The 17,209-nt window shown below is 44.0% G+C and carries 13 protein-coding genes; 6 read left to right on the top strand and 7 right to left on the bottom strand.

The annotated features are described in order from the left end of the window. Positions 1-14: 14 nt before the first annotated feature. A complete protein-coding gene (locus tag ACOOEY_RS00650) occupies positions 15-413 on the top strand; it encodes a (R)-mandelonitrile lyase (RefSeq protein WP_420386731.1) in 399 nt (132 codons plus the stop codon). A gap of 1 nt (position 414) precedes the next feature. After that, a complete protein-coding gene (locus ACOOEY_RS00645; RefSeq protein ID WP_420386730.1) occupies positions 415-642 on the top strand; it encodes a tautomerase family protein in 228 nt (75 codons plus the stop codon). 83 nt (positions 643-725) lie between these two features. Here the strand turns inward: ACOOEY_RS00645 and ACOOEY_RS00640 are convergent, their stop codons facing one another. Continuing rightward, positions 726-1,349, bottom strand: coding sequence for a superoxide dismutase (locus ACOOEY_RS00640; protein WP_420386729.1), 624 nt, complete (start codon positions 1,347-1,349; stop codon positions 726-728). A 179-nt stretch (positions 1,350-1,528) separates the two neighbouring features. On the opposite strand from ACOOEY_RS00640, the gene ACOOEY_RS00635 reads away from it, so the two are divergent. Beyond that, positions 1,529-2,182 carry a helix-turn-helix transcriptional regulator gene (locus ACOOEY_RS00635; protein ID WP_420386728.1) on the top strand — a complete coding sequence of 218 codons (654 nt, stop codon included), beginning with the start codon at positions 1,529-1,531 and terminating at the stop codon, positions 2,180-2,182. 110 nt (positions 2,183-2,292) lie between these two features. Next, positions 2,293-3,540, top strand: a complete 1,248-nt coding sequence (locus ACOOEY_RS00630) for an alpha/beta hydrolase fold domain-containing protein (protein ID WP_420386727.1) — start codon at positions 2,293-2,295, stop codon at positions 3,538-3,540. 61 nt (positions 3,541-3,601) lie between these two features. On the opposite strand, the gene ACOOEY_RS00625 is transcribed toward ACOOEY_RS00630, so the two are convergent. The 6 genes from ACOOEY_RS00625 to ACOOEY_RS00600 are packed head-to-tail and all read right to left on the bottom strand — an operon-like array spanning position 3,602 to position 12,487. Then, positions 3,602-5,128 (bottom strand): family 43 glycosylhydrolase, encoded by a 1,527-nt coding sequence (locus tag ACOOEY_RS00625; protein ID WP_420386726.1) that lies wholly within the window; start codon positions 5,126-5,128, stop codon positions 3,602-3,604. 51 nt (positions 5,129-5,179) lie between these two features. Next, on the bottom strand, positions 5,180-6,580 hold the full coding sequence (locus ACOOEY_RS00620) for a purine-cytosine permease family protein (RefSeq protein ID WP_420386725.1): 1,401 nt from the start codon (positions 6,578-6,580) through the stop codon (positions 5,180-5,182). Between the two features lie 3 nt (positions 6,581-6,583). Next, positions 6,584-7,735 (bottom strand): alpha-hydroxy acid oxidase, encoded by a 1,152-nt coding sequence (locus tag ACOOEY_RS00615; RefSeq protein WP_420386724.1) that lies wholly within the window; start codon positions 7,733-7,735, stop codon positions 6,584-6,586. Next, on the bottom strand, positions 7,732-9,084 hold the full coding sequence (locus tag ACOOEY_RS00610) for an FGGY-family carbohydrate kinase (RefSeq protein WP_420386723.1): 1,353 nt from the start codon (positions 9,082-9,084) through the stop codon (positions 7,732-7,734). The genes ACOOEY_RS00615 and ACOOEY_RS00610 overlap by 4 nt, the downstream gene beginning before the upstream one ends. A 3-nt stretch (positions 9,085-9,087) precedes the next feature. After that, positions 9,088-10,371: a sugar isomerase gene (locus tag ACOOEY_RS00605; RefSeq protein ID WP_420386722.1), complete on the bottom strand. Its 1,284-nt coding sequence runs from the start codon at positions 10,369-10,371 to the stop codon at positions 9,088-9,090. 10 nt (positions 10,372-10,381) lie between these two features. Then, positions 10,382-12,487, bottom strand: a complete 2,106-nt coding sequence (locus tag ACOOEY_RS00600) for a bifunctional aldolase/short-chain dehydrogenase (RefSeq protein WP_420386721.1) — start codon at positions 12,485-12,487, stop codon at positions 10,382-10,384. Positions 12,488-12,712: 225 nt separating this feature from the next. Between ACOOEY_RS00600 and ACOOEY_RS00595 the strand changes: the two genes are divergently transcribed. Next, positions 12,713-13,744 (top strand): GntR family transcriptional regulator, encoded by a 1,032-nt coding sequence (locus ACOOEY_RS00595; protein WP_420386720.1) that lies wholly within the window; start codon positions 12,713-12,715, stop codon positions 13,742-13,744. Between the two features lie 425 nt (positions 13,745-14,169). Further along, complete coding sequence (locus tag ACOOEY_RS00590; RefSeq protein ID WP_420386719.1) at positions 14,170-17,199, top strand: SusC/RagA family TonB-linked outer membrane protein; 3,030 nt, start codon at positions 14,170-14,172, stop codon at positions 17,197-17,199. Positions 17,200-17,209 lie beyond the last annotated feature (10 nt).

The following is a 17,209-nucleotide window of genomic DNA, read 5'->3' as shown; positions in this document are numbered from 1 at the left end:
TAAACTAAGTCACTATGAAAATTATTAAAAACGGGATGATCCCATCAATGGAAGGGCCTGGAGATTGGTTCACCGGTGCAGTACGGATTGATCCATTATTTCAAAAACAGGAAAGTACCGTAGCGGCAGGAGCTCTGGTTACTTTTGAACCTGGAGCCAGAACGGCCTGGCATACACACCCCGCAGGTCAAACACTGATTGTTCAGTCAGGGCTGGGGTGGGTGCAGCGAGAAGGTGGACCCATCGAAGAAATTCGGCCGGGTGATGTAGTATGGTTTGAACCCAATGAAAAGCACTGGCATGGAGCTTCAGCTAACAAGGCTATGAGTCATATTGCGATACAGGAAGAGGTAGATGGAGAAGTCGTTACCTGGATGGAAAAAGTAAGTGATCAACAGTATTCAAAAGATTAATATGCCACATTTCGAAATAAAGTTACTGGAAGGAAAAACGGAAGGGCAGAAGCAAAAGCTGGCCGAAGAGGTAATCAAAGCCGCGCAAAGTGTCATTGGTTTTGGAGATGAATCCTATTCCGTTGCCATTAAGGATTATTCATTGCAACAATGGAAAGAAGATATTTACCCTAAGCATATTCAGGCTGAAGAAGAGAGACTCTATAAGAAGCCCGGATATACCATGTAAGGCTTAGACAGAACTAATTTTGTAAATAAGAATGAGGAAGAAGGCAACAGGCCAATTCTTCCTTCATTCTATTCGCAACTGTGTTATCCCAGGTTGGAAATAACCTCTTCATATTTCTTTTCTACAGCTGCCCAGTCTAACACTGACCAGAAAGCATTCAGGTAATCTGCTCTTTTGTTCTGGTATTTAAGGTAGTAGGCATGTTCCCAGACATCTACACCCAGAATCGGATAGCCCTGATTAGTAAGGTTTGTATCCATTAGTGGATTGTCTTGATTAGCCGTTGAAGCCACACCAATGGTACCATTATATTTCACAAACAACCAGGCCCAACCTGAACCGAATTGTGTCATTCCCGCCTGATTGAACTGCTCTTTAAACTGTTCCAGACCACCGAAAACCTTAACAATCTCCTCGGCCAGTTTGCCGGTAGGGGCCGTCTTGGGTGAGGCAGATAGAATTTCCCAAAACAGAGAGTGATTGTAATGGCCACCACCATTGTTTCTGATGGCAGGACTGTATTGGCTGATATGACGTAGGATATTTTCTAAACTTTCATTTTCAGCATCAGTACCTTCAATAGCTTTATTCAGGTTGTTGACATAAGCCTGATGATGGCGCTGATGGTGAATGGTCATTGTTTCAGAATCGAAATGAGGTTCCAATGCATCTACAGCATATGGAAGTTCAGGTAATGAATAGCTCATGATTTTATGTTTTAAGTTTTTAATCGGTGTTGCAAATCTATGCAGCACACTTAATAAAACAACTCAATACTTGTTTAAATAGTTCTACGGTTTTTCAATGCATTATTGATACAGTCTATATGAACAGTATAGGTTTCGATTTATTCCTTTTATGGTTAGATTTGTGGTCTAATAAAACAATGGTTCAATTGGAAAATAAGCCTACTGCTGATCGCATATTGATGCTCCTCAAGATGAGAGGTGACATGACAAGTGCCATGCTTGCTCAGGAGTTGAGTATAACCAAGGAAGGAGCCAGACAACAATTACTAAAGCTTGAGTCCAGCGGTCTGATCAAGGGTACTTCCAAAAGTGAGGGGGTAGGAAGACCGGTTGTCTACTATGCTTTGAGTGATAAGGGCCTGAGTAGATTTCCGGATACCCATGCCCAAATAACAGTAGAATTACTCCGATCTGTGAAAAGTCTATTGGGAGAGAATGCCCTGAACCTTCTGATTAGTGATAGAGAAAAGCAGACTTTCGAGCGATATGATCATGAACTGAAGGGAGAGAGGTCTATCGAAGGCCGATTGAATAAACTTTCAGAGTTACGTTCTCAGGAAGGTTATATGGCTGAATGGAAAAAGGAAAATGATGAATATTTGCTCATCGAAAACCATTGCCCTATCTGTGCAGCGGCCACTGAATGCCAGGGGTTTTGTAAGGCAGAGTTAAAGAATTTTCAGGACCTGATGGGAAGCAACTATCAGGTAGAGCGTATAAAGCACATCATTTCTGATGGTCAACGCTGCGTTTATAGCATAAGAGCAAAAGACAAACCTTCCAGCGACTAAACCCTCATTAATTTCCCAATCAGTATTGATAATAACAGTGCTCTAAGACTGTCCATTTATTTTAGTATCGTAAAGAGCTCTGTTCGTCAGACCTCATTAATAATTGACCTATGAAAAAGAATTTAACCCAGCTCTCCAGCCGGTTGACAATGGCCTTGATGCTGTTCACCTCAGTCAGTATTTCGAAAGCCGAATCACTGAAGCCGCAAGCAGAGCGCTTTAAAGTTACACTTGCCGATATTGAAAACGGTTCATTTACAGTAAACCCACCCATACCGGCTGATGGTATGGTAGAAGCAGGTACTGAGATTACCGTTACAGCAAAGCCCGATTCAGGGTATAGCCTTGATGTGATCTATTACACCGTAAAAGGTGGAATGTGGGGTACTACGAGTTATGAGTTCTTCGATAAAACAAGTAAGATAACAGTTGAAAAGGACATGACCCTGGGAGCTACTTTTATTCCATCCTCACTCATCAATAATCTTGAAATTAAAAGAGATATAGTATTTGCCAAACCAGGTGTAAAGACCTTAAAGTATGATGTTTACTCTCCAAAGGGCGCCAAAAATTTGCCCATCATTGTCATTATCCATGGGGGAGGTTGGTCATCGAACAACGAAGATATTATGAGAGGCCTGGCCTGGGAACTGACTAAGGACAATCAATATGTGGTGGCAAGTGTGGACTATCGCTGGATCAATAAGGGAGATGGTGATGCACAACCGAATTATATGCATCAACTTCTGGAAGACGTTTTCGGAGCTATTGCCCATATACAGGAACATGCAGCAGCCTATGGAGGAGACCCCAATAGAATGGCTGTCACCGGAGATAGTGCCGGTGGTCATCTGTCAGCAGCTGCGGCAGTCTTTGCACCTCAGATTGGAAGTGGCGGTTACGGAAAAAGTGGCAACTATGAGTTTATGCCTACTTATTTACCTCGGGGTAAATCGGCAGATCAGGTGCAGGTACAGATTACCAATGCCATCAAAGCGGCTGCCCCAAGTTATGGGGTGTTTGATGTTAACCCACTGAATCAATTCATTGAGCAGACTGAAGTAGCATATCGAGATGGGCTGTCACCGATTAAAGCAGTACCAGCCGCAAGCCAAAGAGAAGTGCCACATTTTCTGGTGCGGGGAACGGAAGACGGGCTGATACCTCATACTGCTGTTCAGGCTTATACGGATAAGTTGAAAGGGGCAGGACAAAGAGCCGAGTACCTTCAGGTGGAAGGAGCAGGGCATGCCTTTTTCGACTGGAAGCCCGATGCCAGAACCAGAGCAACGTTTGCAAAATATGGTGTGCCTTATGCGGCTAAAATGAAGGAGTTCTTCGATAGCGTATTTTACTAAAATAGCCGCCTGACGAGCATTACTGCCTAAAGACTATTTGACAGCGTTTTTGGAAATATAGTTAAGGTTTAAGGGGATGGTATTTAAAGTTGCTAAACTTTACCTTGCCATCTCCTAACGCTGTCAGGCCAATTCTTAAGCTCATAAATCCGCTGAGTATATTGTGATGGTAGCCTGAAGATTCAAATGAGTTTTCGATCTTGATCCAATCGGTTCCATCAGTGCTATAATACATATCTACTGTATTGAACTCATTCTTTAGACGAAGGAAGACATGTCGGTCAATCACCTGTTCTTCAGTAACAAATTGCCATCCACGGAGGTTGGCCAGTACATTGGCCTGATCAGCTAATATGCCTGAAAAGGCGTTATTGTTATAGAAAAGAAGCAATCCGCCTGTGGCATTGCCCTGAATTTCCAATTCAACTTCTACAGTATAGTCATGATCAGAGGGGACATAAAGCATAGGGGAGGAACCTGCCACCGAAGTACCTTTGCCTTTGATTAGAATTCCTTGAGTCTCCAACTCAACCCTGTTTTGATCATAGCCTTCAAAGAATTTCCATTGAGGGTTCAGTTGACCCTCTTCAAATGGATCAGTAAAACTACTATTCGTGTGCTGTTGCCTATCATCTGGTAAGCGAATGGGTTGAGTAATATCCACTCCCTCAGGTATTCGATACCAATCATCTTCGGTCCATTCAATGGGTACCATCATGGTTTGCCTGCCCATGTTATAATGGTCCTTTTCATAGCCGTGAAAAATCATCCACCAATTGCCCTCAGCATCATCCAGTACTGTTCCGTGTCCTACAGACCACCAGGTTTCCTCACTGCTTTCAGTTCTTAGAATCGGATTGTTGGGAGCATTTTCCCAAGGTCCCAGAGGCGATTTAGATCGTGCTGAGATCACCATGTGTCCTGTAGCCGGACCGGCAGTTCCACCCTCGGCAACAGTCAGGTAATAGTATTCCCCCCTTTTAAACAGCTTAGGGCCCTCCATGCAAAAGCACTCAATGGACCATTCTCTTGGAATAGGCCAACCGTCATAGACATGCTGAACATCACCAGTGATGGAAAGCCCGTCTTTTGAAAGCGGTACGTAGCTTCCACTACTGAAATAGAGGTAGCGGTTACCTTCCGAGTCTGCTACATGGCCTGGGTCAATCATGGTCACATCCAGTTGAATCGGATCACTCCAGGGACCATCAATGGCATCGGCCCAGATGACATAGTTGGTATTGCTGGCCGGGAAGTAGATGTAATACCTGTCCTCATACTTCACCAGTTCCGGGGCCCATACCGATCCGACATATTTTGTCAGTGCATTGGTAACGGGTGTCCAGTTCAGCAGATCTTTCGAATGCCAGATAAGCAATCCTGGATAGTATTCGAATGAAGAATGAACGATATAATAATCATCCCCATCCCTCAGAACACTGGGGTCAGGGTAGTCTCCGGGGAATATGGGGTTTTGAAATGTTGATACCTGAGTGGTCTCTTCTTTCTGAGGAGTACAGGCCGCCAGGGCCATCATAAGGACCAAGGCACCCATTGACACCCATTCTTTTCTTGCGCGCAGAATCATGTAGGAATTTAAGAAATATAATTGCCCTTAGGACCTTATATTCAAAATAGACTACACGGTGAGTGCTTTTGCTCTGAACCTGCTATAGTAGGCATAAGCGAGGCCACTCAGTAACCAGGCCGGCAGAGTGAGGAAAGAAAGGAATACTCCCATCTGTACCGAGATGATATAGAAGAGGAGGACACTTCCGATCCAGGCAACTAGCACGGTTCCATTAAATTGCTTTCCGCTTATTTCGGCATGCATCGATTTGAAACTCCATTTATCGGCCAGGAAGTAGTCAAAAACGATAATGGCACCCATAGGGGCAAGGATGAAGCCATAAACCGCAACAAAGTCCAATAGCTTCATGGCGAAGGCAGGAAACAGTCCGGCAATGGTAGCCAAACTACCTGCGATAATTGTTACCCAGAAGGTAGAGGCTTTTGGCAGGATAGCCTGAAAGGCCAGACCTGCTCTGTAGATGGTTGGGTTGGCCGTTGTCCATCCCGCAATGATAACGGCAATAATTCCGAAGATACCGATGGCATTATAAGCCAGAGGTCCCGGAGCCACAGAAGGAGCCTGTCCGTTAGCCAACATGGCCTGAGCTTCAGGTGCTCTTAAATAAACAGCATAGAGGAGAGCGGCAGCAATCCAGGCCATAAAATGGCCTACATACATACCGGCAGCCGTGGTCCAGCCTGCTTTGGCGCTTTTCGCATAGCGGAATACAGAAAGATCTGACATACCTATATGCATAGCTCCATTACAGAACCATGACCAAATGGCTACATGCCAGAAAGTGTATTTTATTTGCCCCGGAAATGGTTCTGAACCTTCTCCCCAGATGGCCCAGAATTCAGACAGTGAATTCACTTCTAATTGGCCCAGTGCTACTATACCACAGAGCAGAAAGGCCAGTACGATGAAGGGTGACAATATATTGGCCACCTTGGCCACAGTGGCATAACCTCTGGCAGCTACGATTGAGATAATTGCTCCAACTGCCAGTACAATAACTACCCAGGTAACCCCATTAGGCATGGTATCAGTCAGTTTGGGCATAGGCATATCGAAGGGGATACCTACTGCGGTGGCTGACACTGTAACCATGGCTCCCGCCAGAAAACAGAAAAGTATACCATTAGCCAGGTTATAGAATATAACCAGCTTCTTACCGCAGATTTTCTCTAACTGATAATAGAGTGTCAATCTTCTGTCGACCGCAATTCTGGCAGTCAGGTATCTCCAGGTGAGTACAGCCAGAAAATTACCAACCAACAAACCAACAATCAGGTCGAAAGCACTAACGCCAGCCGTAAGGAATAATGGCCCGATTACGAATTCTGTCCCTGCTGCATGCTCACCGGCATACATACCTAAAAAGCTCTTCCAGCCTTTCCAGGCTCGTTGGGGGACAGGTTCTCTTTCGAATTCTTCGTTAGTCTGAGGTTTGGTTGATTCGGTCATAGTTTAAGGTTTGAACAGGTGATTGGGAAGGTCTAAAGTAGACTCACAGCAGACCTGCTGCATCACCTGTAGTAGTTGTTTTTTAAGTATTCCAATGGTATGTCGGCCACCTTTTTTACCAAGTGCGCCAACGCCATACATAAATGATCTGCCCAGGAAAGTGAAGTGTGCTCCTGAGGCCAGGGTATTGGCAATGTCAGGACCCGTGCGAATGCCGCTGTCCATCATTACAGTAGTCTGGTCACCATATTTGGCAACAATGCGTTTGAGTGGATTAATGGTAGATTCTCCCATATCCAGCTGACGACCGCCATGATTGGAAACGATGATGCCATCGAGTCCAAAATCAATAGACTTTTGTGCGTCCTCTTCTGTAGCCACTCCCTTGATCACTAATTTGCCTTTCCATCGGTCTCTAAGCGCTTTCACACGGTCTTCATTGAGTTTTCCGTTGAAGGTTTTATTCATGAACAGTCCCAGGTGTTTCAAGCTCATTCCTTTAGGAATGTAGGGCCTCAGTGTTTCAAAATGAGGCTGACCATGCATGAGGGTAGATAAGGCCCAGTTAGGTCTGCTGGCAATTTGCAGCATATTGCGCATGGTCATTCTTGGCGGTATGGCCAGGCCATTTCTGATTTCTTTGGATCGGTAACCAAATGAAGGAACATCGGCCAGGATGACCAATACTTCAATGCCGGCAGCTGCTGCCCGGTTCAGGATATCATCGCGCAAAGTATCTTCAACCGGATGGTAAAGCTGAAACCAGGCGTTCCCTTCTGTAATCTCAGCCACCTTTTCTATGCTGGCTGTTCCAACCGTACTTAGCGTAAAGGGAATATTTTCTTCAAATGCGGCCTTAGCCAGTATCTCGGTAGCTCCGGGCCAGATAAGTCCCTGCAAGCCAATAGGTGAGATGCCAAAAGGTGCAGAATACTTTTTACCAAATAGCTCGGTTTCGAGACTGATGTTCTCATATTCCCTGAGATAGTAGGGTTGGAGTTGGATGTCTCTTATTTCTTTGGTATTCCTGTGCAGGTTTACTTCGGCATTACACCCACCATCGAGATAGTCGAATGCAAAACCGGGGATTCTCCTTTTGGCTCTTTCGCGCAGGTAGGGGATGTCTGGAAATCGGGAGTCTATGTAGTCACTCATGATATTAAGGTCAACTGGGTTTTCTGCTTCTTCCAATTTTCAACCTGATCTTTAGTAGCAATAGCCAAGGCTGCTCCTAAGGCTGAACCAACTGGAAATTGAGCAGGTATAAACTCTAATTTAGGTAATCCTTCCTGCAAGAGATTGATAAATATTTCATTGTCCACAAAGCCACCGTCTATGAAGACTGTTTTGATATTGCTGTTCCCGATAGCCCTTTTTAGAGAGCTTACCTGAAGCATGCAGAGTTCAATCATTAATTGATGATAGGCGGCCTTAAACGAGCCGAGGGTTTCCCAGGAAACTTCTGCTTCACCGCCCCCGAGGGAGAAAGTGAAGTGCTTTTTAAAGTTCTCTCTCAGTTCTTTGGCCAGTGCCGCATCATAGCCGATGTGTTTGTACTCGTCTTTCTTTCTACCAAAATTGGCTGTTAACATGTGTACCTGCGAAGCATGTTCATTACCCAGGAAGAGCCTTGAAGCCTTAACCTTTTTTCCTGCCGTACTCATGAACATCAGGCAGTCATTTTCCAGGTCATCTGAACTCAGAGCATGTTCTTCGAATGGATTGAGAGATATATTCCATGTTCCGGTAGACAGCAGTGCAAAAGGTTCGTCATTCAAATACAGATAGGGTAGCAAGGCAGCGGAACTATCATGAATTCCGGTTCCTACTTTAATCTCTTTACCAAATAATTGAACAGTGTTATTTTCTGTATTATCAGTTACCGGAGCCAGTTTTTCCGTCAAGTGTTCGCTGTTTACCCAGCTATGGTAGTCTTGTTTATTAAAGTCCCAAAGCATGGTGTGACAACCGATACTGGTATAGTCACTCACTGCTCTTTGACTAAATAAATAGCTTAAGTACTGCGGGAAGTGAAGAGACAAATGAATATTACTGAACCTGTGCGGCTGAAAGTTCTTCAGCCAGAAAAGCTGCAAGCCTGAGTTGAGCATTCCTAAATAGGGAGAGGCGGTTTCCTGAGAGAGTTTTTCAGTACTCCCAAATTTTTCTGTCAGTAGTTTTTCACTCTCAGTCGAAAAAGGCTTCAGGTAGTTGTAAAGTGGTAGAATGGCTTTTCCGCTTTTATCTATATGTACCAGACTGGCACCATAGGCGGAGAAGTTAATGGCTCTAATAACATAGGCATCTGACCCAATAAGCTTTTCCGCGGTACTATAAATCCATTTGGAAATAGCCTGTATGTCGTCACATGGGTCGCCCTCTTCATCAATGGTTTCATCAATGACTTTAGACTCTTCATGGATCACATGGAAGTTGCCGTCAAAGACCAGACACTTCTTATTAGTCTTTCCAATATCGTAGATCAGAATTGCCTCTCTACTCATTGTTTAAAGACCGCTTGCTACAACATTTTTACCTCTCTCAGCAATAAGCTGTTCTCTCACCGATTGATCTCTGTAGAAACCTAAGGGATTGAGCGCGCCACCATGCTGCTTTCTTACCTCAGCCAATAATGGCCGCATGTCAGTCCTGTAGGCATCCTGAATAATCTCCTGAGCTCTGGAAACATCATTGGCAGACTGAGCTTCATTCAATGCCTCTCTGTCTACAATCAGCGCCTGAGCATAAGCCAGCCTGATGGCTTCCAACGATTGCATCAGATCTACCAAAGGATCTTTCAGGTTGTGACTGGCATCGATCATCCATTCAATAGGAGGGTTGCCTGCCGTATTCTGATTCATTCCATCAATAATCTCATTGCAAATGAGAAAAAGCTGGAATGGTTTGATACTGCCACAGGTCAGGTCATCGTCTCCATATTTGCTGTCATTGAAATGGAATCCACCCAATCTACCACGCATAATCAGTGTAGAAACTATCTGCTCAATGTTGGTATTGGGCAGGTGATGCCCAAGGTCTACCAGTGTATAGGCCTGCTTTCCACAACTTTCAGCCAGCATAAGGGAAGTACCCCAATCCTGTATAACCGTGGAATAGAAGTGAGGCTCATATGGTTTATACTCGATGAGCATTTTCCAGTCTGTTGGTAAACCTTCGTAGATTTTATGTAATGAGTCTTCCGTATTTCTAAAGGCTCTTCTGAAATTATTTTGTCCCGGATAAGATGAACCATCGGCTAACCATACGGTAATGGATTTACTCCCGAGCATTTCACCATACTTGATTACTTCGAGATTGTGCTCTACCGCCAGATTTCTCGACATGGAATCGTTAGCACTCAGGGAGCCAAACTTATAGGTATAAGGTTGACCGGGCTGATCCTGAAAGGTATTCGAGTTGACTGCTTCAAAGCGGATACCGAGTTCTTCGGCCTGCTTTTTTCTGGCAGATGCATCTTCGGGAATATCCCAGGGAATATGGAGGGAAACACTTGAGGTAGCCTGCGTGATTTTATGCAGGAGCCCCACATCTTCCAGCTTGGCTTCTAAAGTTCCGGGTTCTCCTCCAACGGGAAACCTGCCAAAACGGGTACCTCCGGAACCGAGTGCCCAACTGGGGATGGCTACCTGTAATTCATGCAGTCGGTTGATGGTTTCATTGACATCAATTCCTCTTTTCTCCAGCGTTTCAGCCAAAAAGCCGAGCATTCTTGAGTGCTCAGCCTGGCCACGTTGGTTATATTCTCTTATTTGATCATTGTTTATTCTCATAGAGGATGTTTTAGCGGGTGAAGGCATCAGGAATACCACCATCTACATTCAAAATATTACCGGTGCTTCTTTGCAAAATTGCTGTGAAAGCAAAAACAGCATTGGCAATATCTTCAGGCTTGATTATTTCATGCATCAGGTTGCGCTGTGCATAGAATTCAGGCAGGTCTTTAACGCTAATGCCATAAGCCTTGGCACGACCTTCAGCCCATTCACCTTCCCAGATTTTACTACCGACAATAACACCATCCGGGTTAACCGTATTCACTCTGATTTTCTCAGGGCCCAATTCAGCAGCAAGCAAGCGAGCCATGTGTTGCTGGGCTGCTTTAGCAGTTCCATAACCCACGTTGTTTTTACCTGCCACCAGGCCGTTTTTACTGGCTATACTGATTAGGTCACCACCCAGTCCCTGACTTCTCATCACAGAAACTGCTGATTTGGACAACATAAACTGACCTTTCACCAACACATCCTGAAGAATATTCCAGTCTTTCAGGCTGGTTTCTCCCAAAGGTTTAGAGATGGCCAGTCCGGCTGAGTGTACCATAATATCAATACCTCCGAAGGCCAAAGCAGCTTTCTTAAAGGCATTTTCCACAGAAGCTTCATCCGTAACGTTGCAGACGACATAGACGGCAGCATCTTTCTTGAATGATTCCTGAGCCTCTTTCAGCCTTTCTTCGTGAATGTCAGTCAACACTACCACAGCACCTTCTGCTACCAGTTTTTCGGCTATGGCTTTACCAATACCACCACCGGCTCCGGTTACCAGTGCAATCTTTCTGGAAAGAGGTTTTTCAGGTGGCATTCTCTTGAGTTTATCTTCTTCCAGCAACCAGTATTCAATATCGAATGCTTCCTGCCGCGGAAGTGCCGTGTAAGAAGAAATAGCTTCTGCACCACGCATTACATTAATGGCGTTCGTATAGAATTCTGAAGCTACCCTGGCTGTTTGTTTGTCTTTGGCAAAAGCAAACATACCGATACCGGGATACAGAATAATGACCGGATTAGGGTCACGCATGGCCGGGCTATTCGGGTGTTTGCAGTTTTCATAATACTCCTTGTACTCTTTTCTATATTTCTCAAATGCCGGGGTCAGTTTGCTGATAATGGCTTTGGCATCATCTAAATCTTCGTCCGGACTAATTTCAAGCACCAAAGGCTGAATTTTGGTCCTGAGGAAGTGGTCAGGGCAGGAGGTACCCAAAGGAGCCAGTCGATCGATATCATGGCTATTGACAAACTGCAGCACACGTTCATCGTCAGAGAAATGTGCCACCATTGGCTTTTCACTTGAGCACAGGCCTCTGAGAATAGGAGCAATTTTAGCGGCCTGATCTAAACGGCTGGCAGCTTCAACCGTTTCTACTCTGGCGCCACCGAAAACCGGTCTTTCTTTTCCTTCTCTTTCGGCAATATATTTCGAAGCATCTTCGATCACTTCCAGACTATTGATGTAGCACTCGTAGGAGGTGTCTCCCCAGGTGAACAGACCATGTCCGCCCAATACAATACCGCGGATACCCGGATTATCGTTCAGGCATTTCTCCAATTGCAGTGCAAGGTCAAATCCGGGTCTTTGCCATGGTACCCAGCCCATTGAATCACCCCAGATCTCTTTGGTAATGGCCTGACTGTCTTTAGCTGCTGCCACAGCGATAAGTGCATCAGGGTGCAGGTGATCTATATGCTTGAATGGAAGAAGGCCATGTAAAGGTGTGTCTATTGAAGGAGCTTTACTATCCAGGTCATGAAGACAATGATAATAAAGAGGTACGATTTCATCTTCGAACTCAATACCCCGGTAAACATTCTTTAGGTTATGAATTTTGTCTACATAAAGCCCGGCAATTCCTTTTCTGGTCAGTGTTCCAATATCGCCTCCAGATCCTTTCACCCATAATACTTCCTTCTCTTCTCCGGTGAGTGGATCTTTTTCGAAGGTTTTGCATGAAGTGTTGCCTCCACCATAGTTGGTGAGTCTCAGGTCAGCTCCCAGGATATTTGACCTGTAGAGAAACAACGAAACTTCATCATCAGCGATTTTTTCTACCTCATCTTCATTCCATAGGTAGCTTACGTGATCGAATTTTGTTTGAGAAACTAGCATTTGATGAGAAATATTTAGTTTTGGAAAGGATTGCAACGTCTACTCCGTCTGAGATAGAAGTTATAACCCTTTAACTTAAAATGATTGCATGAAAACCCACTCGCCTTGAACGGTCAATGAATCTTCTTGGCGTAAGTTTAACGGTGATTGCTTGATCAACCGTTATGAACCGTCCTGAATGCAATCAAAGATTAGATATTAAGTTAACCCTATTGGATTTAAAACATGAACTCATCATCAGTATTTCAATACATTCTTTTAGACGACCACTCAGCCACACCTAAATATCAGCAATTAGCTAACTCTATTATTGATGCTGTGAGCCATGGCAATATTCTTAAAGATCAGATTTTACCATCTCTGAATGAACTTAGCTTTGAGCTGGAAATTTCTAGAGATACAGCAGCCAGAGGTTACAATTACCTGAAAGAAATTGGTGTATTAGGCTCAGTGCCGGGTAAAGGATACTTTATTAAGAGCACCGACATCAGTCAGCCACTGAAGGTTTTTTTACTTTTCAATAAGCTCAGTACACACAAGAAGATTATCTATGATGCCATTGTAAGCTCATTGAATCACAGAGCGGCCATTGAGCTTTATATCTATGACAATGACTTTTCATTTTTCAAAAAGCTATTGAACAGTAAAAAAGAGGGTTACTCTCATTATGTTATCATCCCACATTTTCTGGAAGGAGGGGAGAATGCGCACGAAGTGATCAATACTATTGATAAGGACAAACTCATTTTGCTGGACAAATTACCAACCCAGGTGACGGGAGAGTTTGGAGCGGTTTATGAGAATTTTGAAAAAGACATTTATGATGCTTTGGTTGAAGCACTGCCCAGGTTGTCTAATTACCAAACCATCAAGATTATCTTCCCGAGCTACTCCTATTATCCAAAGGAAATCCTCAGCGGTATTTCCAACTTCTGCGATACTTATGCTTTTCAATCGAAGATAGTAGACGATGTGGCCAAGGAAACCATTAATGCCGGTGATGTCTTTATTAACCTGATGGAAGATGATCTGGTAACTCTGGTAGAGAAAGTACTGCATACCGATCTGGTAGTGGGGAAAGACGTGGGTATTATCTCATATAATGAAACGCCTCTGAAGAAAATCATACTCGATGGTATTACTACAGTTTCTACCGACTTTAAAACCATGGGGGAGAAAACAGCTGAGGTAATTCTAAGTGGAAACAAGGAACACCTTGAGGTACCTTTTCATCTTACATTAAGGCCCTCGCTTTAAAACAACCAGATCAGTACAGTAAATGTCGGCTGGTCTTGACAGCAGCGGATGTTCCAGAGCGGGAACGTCTCATAAGCCAACATCAGGCGGTTCAATCGTTAGCATGAAACAGCTCTTTTTACCTGCTAAATTCAGCTTTTTTATGGATTTGGATGAACGGGTATGATGGCATATTAAATTTTAGTTTCAGTATCTGAGGCCATAGAAATAACCTGTAAAACGCTGTATGAGCTTCTCATTAGCAGGTCAGTACAGTTCGTTATGGGTCAATACAGACCATGATAGTTAACTAAGCAAACGTTTGCAGTTTGCGTCAGACACTTAAGTCAAAGTTCACTAAACAAATTATCTGTATGGCTAGAATTTTTACAAAGAGATGCCGGAAACTATTCCTCACGGCATTTTTGCTGACATTGTTTTCGCTAGTGACATACGCTCAAACAATTACTGTTTCAGGCAAAGTTACTGACGAAGATGGCCTGGGTATACCAGGCACCAATGTTTCCATTAAAGGGACCACCAATGGGGTGATTACTGAAGCTGATGGAAGCTATTCTATTAATGTCGACCCCAGTGCAACCTTACAATTCTCATTTGTAGGGTTTATTTCACAGGAAGTTCCCGTGAATAACAGGAGGACGATTAACGTTACATTGATTCTGGATACCCAAACCCTTGAAGAAGTTGTGGTGATGGGCTATGGTACTCAATTCGAAAAGCAAGTAACTGGTGCTGTGCAACAACTCGATGCACAAGAATTGGGAGATTTACCTGTTCCGCAGCTGACCCAAAAATTACAGGGAAGATTAGCTGGTGTTCAGATCAACCAACAAACCGGTCAACCAGGACAGGGAATGAATGTAAGAATCAGAGGTTCTGTTTCAATTCTTGCCGGTAGTGATCCGCTCTACGTAGTAGATGGATTCCCGATTACCGGTGATATCAACACCCTCAACCCTGATGAAATTGAAAGTATTTCTATCCTGAAAGATGCAGCTTCTACTGCACTTTATGGTTCAAGAGCTGCCAATGGTGTAGTATTGATTACTACCAAGAAAGGCCGTGCCGGAACCACTCAGGTTAATTTCAGCGCCTATACAGGTGTTCAGAAGGTTCCGGAGAGAGGAAGACCTGACATGATGAATGGACAGGAATTCGCGCAGTTCAAGAAAGAGTCATTAGAGGCCCTGGGACAGGTTGTTCCTGATGTATTCCAGAACCCTGCTCAATATGGCGAGGGTTATGACTGGTACGATGGTATGCTAAGAGATGCGGCTATCAGTAATGTCAGTGTTAGTCTTAATACTGGTGGGGAAAGATCAAGAACAGCTGCAGTATTGGGTTACTTCAATCAGGATGGTGTAATCAACAACTCCAACTTCGAAAGGTTCTCATTGAGAATTAATACCGACTTCAATGTTTTTGAAAACCTGAAAGCAGGCTTCAATGTAGCGCCTACCAGGTCTATCAACAACACGGCAAGTTCAGATGGTGCCTTCTACGCTACCAACGTAAGTCCAACAACACCGGGAGGTTTGCTGTTTAACTCACTGCTTACCTGGCCGATTTTTCCTTATCAAAATGAAGATGGTTCATTACCACTAACCGCCTGGATTCCGGGAATCAGTGCATTCCCAACACCAAACTGGTACAGAGCCAATGAGGAAATCACCAATGAGACTGTTTCGAACAGAATTCTGGCCAATACCTATCTTGAATACGAGCCAATTACCAACCTGAAAATCAAGACCACTTTCAATGCTGATCTGGGTACTTCAGAATTGTTCAACTTCAAGCCAAGTACGGCTTCTACCACCTTTGCTTCTTTACCACCGGCAGCTGCTACTTCTTTCAGAAGAAACAGTAGCTACGAGTCATGGTTGAACGAAAACACGGTGACCTATAATAAGACAGTAGGAGACCATTCATTCGATGTTTTGGGTGGATTCACCGTTCAGAAATTCCGTAGTGAGAACTCGCAAATCAGATTGACAGACTTCCCTGATGACAGAATCAGAACGATACAGGGAGCCATTAATATTGATCAAACTCAGACATTCTCTAATGTGCAGGAGTGGTCACTATTATCTTTCCTGGCCAGAATTAACTATAGCTATAAAGATAAATACCTTTTAAGCCTGGCCATCAGAAGAGATGGTTCATCAAGATTTGGAGCTGATAACAGATGGGGTAACTTCCCTTCAGTGTCTGTCGGCTGGATCGTTTCTGATGAGGACTTTATGCTGGATGTTACTCCGGTTTCATTCCTGAAAGTAAGAGCAAGTTATGGTGTAGTGGGTAACAATAATATTGGTAACTACACTCAATATGCTACAGTAAGCACTACTGAAAATACTGTCTTTGGTGATGTCATTGTTCCTGGTTCTTCAGTTCAGGCTTTAGCGAATAGCCAACTGGGGTGGGAGACTACACATCAGGTAGACTTTGGTATTGACCTGGGGTTGTTTGACGATAGAATCAACATCGGATATGACTTCTATCAGAAGAATACTACCAACCTGCTTTATAATGTCGAAGTACCACAAGAGTCAGGTTTCAGCAACTTCAATGGTAACATTGGTGAGTTGAAATTCTGGGGACACGAGGTGACCATTTCATCTCAGAACTTCAGAGGTGATTTAAACTGGAAAACAGACTTCAACATCGCCTTCAACAGAAATGAAGTGGTTGAATTGGCTGATGGTGTTGATAGAATCTTCGGTGGTTTTGGTGCTTTTGATACCAAGACAGCTGTGGGCAGACCAATTGGTCAGTTCTGGGGCTTGATTCACGAAGGTGTATATGTAGACCAGGCTGATTTCGACAGTTCTCCTAAGGCAACTGCTTCAGAAGTAGGTACCATTAAGTTCAGAGATGTAAACGGTGATGGTGTAATTACCTATGGCGGTGACAATGATGACCGTACCGAAATCGGTAATCCCTTCCCTGACTTTATCTTCGGTATCACCAATACCTTCTCTTATAAAAACTTCGATTTGACCATTGTGGCTTCCGGTTCAGTAGGAAACGATATTCTTGTGATGACTGAGCAGGGTACAACTAACCTCGATGGTGTATTCAATGTGCTTAAAGGAGTTCAGGATCGTTGGAGATCACCTCAGGATCCGGGAAGCGGAAAGTATGGTAAGACCACTTCAGGAACTTTCATGGAAAGAGACTGGCTCAGTACCAGATTTGTGAGTGATGGAAGTCACTTTACCATCAAGAACATTACGTTGGGTTACAATGTCCCTGTGAATAACATGGCTATCAGATCTCTCAGAGTGTATGGTAGCATTCAGCAGGCTTTGGTGATTACCAAATACAGAGGTTCAAACCCTGAGGTGAGTTCATCAACTACCGGTGCTGCACCAACAGCATTGAGCTTAGGCTTCGACTGGGGTACTTACCCTGTACCAAGAACCTTCACTTTTGGTGTAAATGTCGGTCTATAAATCACTTAGG

Source organism: Roseivirga sp. (genome assembly GCF_965216855.1).
Classification (GTDB): Bacteria; Bacteroidota; Bacteroidia; order Cytophagales; family Cyclobacteriaceae; genus Roseivirga.
Note: the sequence above shows the minus strand (reverse complement) of the source record. Positions and strands in the feature narration are given on the sequence as shown.

Excerpts from the sequence above, each read along its gene's own strand:
- ACOOEY_RS00650 (WP_420386731.1), top strand. The coding sequence starts at position 15 with ATGAAAATTATTAAAAACGGGATGATCCCATCAATGGAAGGGCCTGGA.
- ACOOEY_RS00645 (WP_420386730.1), top strand. The coding sequence starts at position 415 with ATGCCACATTTCGAAATAAAGTTACTGGAAGGAAAAACGGAAGGGCAG.
- ACOOEY_RS00640 (WP_420386729.1), bottom strand. The coding sequence starts at position 1,349 with ATGAGCTATTCATTACCTGAACTTCCATATGCTGTAGATGCATTGGAA.
- ACOOEY_RS00635 (WP_420386728.1), top strand. The coding sequence starts at position 1,529 with ATGGTTCAATTGGAAAATAAGCCTACTGCTGATCGCATATTGATGCTC.
- ACOOEY_RS00630 (WP_420386727.1), top strand. The coding sequence starts at position 2,293 with ATGAAAAAGAATTTAACCCAGCTCTCCAGCCGGTTGACAATGGCCTTG.
- ACOOEY_RS00625 (WP_420386726.1), bottom strand. The coding sequence starts at position 5,128 with ATGATTCTGCGCGCAAGAAAAGAATGGGTGTCAATGGGTGCCTTGGTC.
- ACOOEY_RS00620 (WP_420386725.1), bottom strand. The coding sequence starts at position 6,580 with ATGACCGAATCAACCAAACCTCAGACTAACGAAGAATTCGAAAGAGAA.
- ACOOEY_RS00615 (WP_420386724.1), bottom strand. The coding sequence starts at position 7,735 with ATGAGTGACTACATAGACTCCCGATTTCCAGACATCCCCTACCTGCGC.
- ACOOEY_RS00610 (WP_420386723.1), bottom strand. The coding sequence starts at position 9,084 with ATGAGTAGAGAGGCAATTCTGATCTACGATATTGGAAAGACTAATAAG.
- ACOOEY_RS00605 (WP_420386722.1), bottom strand. The coding sequence starts at position 10,371 with ATGAGAATAAACAATGATCAAATAAGAGAATATAACCAACGTGGCCAG.
- ACOOEY_RS00600 (WP_420386721.1), bottom strand. The coding sequence starts at position 12,487 with ATGCTAGTTTCTCAAACAAAATTCGATCACGTAAGCTACCTATGGAAT.
- ACOOEY_RS00595 (WP_420386720.1), top strand. The coding sequence starts at position 12,713 with ATGAACTCATCATCAGTATTTCAATACATTCTTTTAGACGACCACTCA.